Below are 3,090 nucleotides of genomic sequence, written 5' to 3' on the forward strand. Positions count from 1 at the left end.
GTAAACAATTTCAAGCTATAAACTGTAAATTATCAATACCATTACAGACATCCTTAAAACTTTAAGGTTTAGCGATCGCCTAATTTATGAAAAATACAGCTCATACAGTTACTTTTATATTACATTGCAAATATCTATGTAACATGTAAAGATGCCAGCGCTCATTGCTATACAACCTCAGCAGAAGCATTGCTCATTGGTGCATCTGACGAACAACAATTAGGTTATGCTTTATCTGAAAAACGAGTCATTTTTACTTTTGATGATGATTTTCTCAGTTTAGCTGCCACAGGTATCGAACATTCTGGGATTATTTATACTCGTCAACAACGTCAGTCAATAGGAAAGATTATTAGCGATCTAGTCTTAATTTGGGAATGTTTAGAACCTGAATATATGTACAAAAAGATTGAGTTTTTGTAGCTCATAGTAAATTCAGCGATCGCTCATAAATACCTGCATCATCCAATGATAGTTTTCTATTGAGCATTTAGCACCTCAGTCATCAAATTATTTAAATTATTTGCTAAAATCAAACAACTCAAATGTCACAATCAAATTATTATGGTAAACCACAAGCAATTACTCAACCTACCATCAAGTGACGAATTACCTGATTCAGACGACAAACCCGTTGATCGCGAAATACAAATTCTAATTCCTAACCTGCTAATGTTAATTTTAAATCAGTTATGGGGCGATCGCTATGATTGGTTTTTTGGCGTAAATATGGGAATTTTCCACACCACCGGTTCAAGTCCTAGAGTTGCTATAGTTCCTGATGCTTTGCTCAGTCTGGGGGTTCCACGACTCAAAAATAATAAATTGCGATCCTCCTATGTTCTTTGGGAGGAAAATTATGTTGTTCCAATACGAATATTGGAAATTGTTTCTAAAACTTATGGGGGTGAATACAATGAAAAAATGATTGATTACGCTCGGTTGGGAGTATTGTATTATGTCATCTATAACCCAGATTATACCAAGCGAGACAAACACGAACAATTTGAAGTGTATTACTTGGTAGATGGAGCATACCAACGTTTAAAAGGAAATCCTGTGTGGATGCCAGAAATTGGTCTGGGGATAGGAACTGAAGTTGGTAATCATTACCGTTCCGAACAAGAGTGGTTGTATTGGTATGACTCTGAAGGGAACAGGTTTATGACCCCAGAAGAGGAAGCACTTCAGGAACGACAAAGAGCTGAACGACTTGAACAAATGTTGCGTTCCCTTGGTGTTGATCCAGAACAGTTGTAGCTATATCTTAAGTCATATCATGTCCAGCAGCATCGGTATTTTCAATAATTGATAATTGATAATTAGGGCTTGCTGAATAAAATTGTAATCAATGTCTTTCAACAATTAATAATGAATAATTACCTCTCCTTGAAAACGGATAGGATTGACTAATAATGAAAAATTTTTTTTATTATCCCCTTAAAAGGGGAGGCTTTAAACCACAATTTTTTGGAAAAGGTTTCTAGGGTTTTTTATTTTGAAAAAGTGCAAGGTTTTTGGCTGTTGTCGCCTCAAAATGCTAGTACTTTTCCCCTGACTATCAGAAAATTTGGCCGTAGTAGATAGTCTAAACTTTTGCCTCACAGGAGTGCGCTACCAGGTGCAACTAGCCTCCGGAGGAGGAGCTGCGCTAACGTCGTCGCGGGGTCGCACCGCTGTTGCCTGTTCCCTGTTGCCTATCATCACCATTAGACTTTTTCAGCAAACCCTAATTACCTCTCCCTAATTATCAATTATCAATTATCCATTATCCATTATTGAAACCCTACTACTGCTAATTAAACCAAACTCTGAGCTGGTTTATAACTTTGAATGGCTTTCATATATTGCGCCCTTTCAAATTTACTCTCATCAGGACAATTAATTTGACTCATACTACCGCGCATCTGTGCTATTGATTCATATTCATGTTCTTCCATCCAATGAATCATTTCATTTTCGATAACTTGAATATGATTAATTCCGTGACGCAATAAAGTACCTACTAGCTGAGTTACATTCGCACCTGCCATCATCATTTTAATCACATCTTGCCCTTTTTGTACGCCGCTAGTTGCTGCAAAATCAACCTCTAATCTACCGTACAAAATAGCTATCCAACGCATAGGTAAACGCATTGCTTGTGGGGTACTTAATAATACATTAGTTGTTACTTCTAGCTCTTCAATATTAATATCTGGTTGATAGAAACGGTTAAACAAAACTAATCCATTTACCCCTGCTTCTACCAACTTTTTCGACATATTTGCCATGTTACTAAAGAAGGGGCTAAGTTTAATAGAAACCGGAATATTTACCTCAGATTTAACAGCTTGCAGAATACTAATATAATTATGTTCTACTTGTTCCCCAGTCATATCCATATTAGTAGGAATATTGTAGATATTTAACTCCAAAGCATCTGCACCAGCAGTCTCTAATTCTTTAGCATAATGAGTCCAACCACCAATAGTTGAACCATTTAAACTGGCAATAATTGGCATATTTACCATTTTTTTGGCCTGACTAATATGCTTTAAATATTCCGAAGCACCGACATGAAAGACTTCTGGTTCGGGAAAATAAGTTAGAGCTTCTGGAAAACTTTCTGTGCCGTATTCTAAATGATGTTGTAATTCCAAACGTTCTTCACGAAGTTGTTCTTCAAATAAAGAATGTAAAACTACTGCAGCAGCACCAGCATCTTCCATCCGTTTGAGATTATCTAAGTCTTCGGTTAAAGGTGCAGCAGCTCCTACAACTAATGGGGAACGTAATTGTAATCCTAAATAATTTGTCGTAATATCCATAATGTTTAATTCAAAATTCAAAAGTCAAAAGTCAAAAGAGAAAAAGGCGTAGAAGGCGTAGGTTGGGTTGAGGAAACCCGTTAGCGCAGCTCATCCGTAGGATAAATCCAACAAACACCTATTTGGTATCGAGCTGCTTACAAATTCTAGCCTATAAATTGTAAGGTGCTGTGAGGAAAAAGCCAGATCTTTGCGAATCCCAACACCGAAAAAAATAGACCAAAAAAGATTACTAATGCTCCAGCAATACGGTTCAAAACAACCAAATATATTTGGTTTA

General features: G+C 36.6%; 3 protein-coding genes. 2 read left to right on the forward strand and 1 reads right to left on the reverse strand.

Annotated features, from left to right (window positions below; all coding sequences use genetic code 11):
• Positions 1 to 132 precede the first annotated feature (132 nt).
• Both F6K27_RS32715 and F6K27_RS32720 read left to right on the forward strand, forming a co-directional pair.
• Positions 133 to 423 (forward strand): DUF5615 family PIN-like protein, encoded by a 291-nt coding sequence (locus F6K27_RS32715; RefSeq protein WP_287279985.1) that lies wholly within the window; start codon positions 133 to 135, stop codon positions 421 to 423.
• Between the two features lie 141 nt (positions 424 to 564).
• Complete coding sequence (locus F6K27_RS32720) at positions 565 to 1,260, forward strand: Uma2 family endonuclease (protein ID WP_287279977.1); 696 nt, start codon at positions 565 to 567, stop codon at positions 1,258 to 1,260.
• Positions 1,261 to 1,799: 539 nt separating this feature from the next.
• Here F6K27_RS32720 and F6K27_RS32725 read toward each other — a convergent pair.
• Positions 1,800 to 2,810, reverse strand: coding sequence for a dihydroorotate dehydrogenase-like protein (locus tag F6K27_RS32725; RefSeq protein WP_287279979.1), 1,011 nt, complete (start codon positions 2,808 to 2,810; stop codon positions 1,800 to 1,802).
• Positions 2,811 to 3,090 lie beyond the last annotated feature (280 nt).

It is taken from the genome of Okeania sp. SIO2F5, assembly GCF_010692685.1.
Classification (GTDB): domain Bacteria; phylum Cyanobacteriota; class Cyanobacteriia; order Cyanobacteriales; family Microcoleaceae; genus Okeania; species Okeania hirsuta.

What these genes read in the sequence shown, in the direction of transcription:
- F6K27_RS32725 (WP_287279979.1), bottom strand. Translation starts at nt 2,810, where the DNA reads ATGGATATTACGACAAATTATTTAGGATTACAATTACGTTCCCCATTA.
- F6K27_RS32720 (WP_287279977.1), top strand. Translation starts at nt 565, where the DNA reads ATGGTAAACCACAAGCAATTACTCAACCTACCATCAAGTGACGAATTA.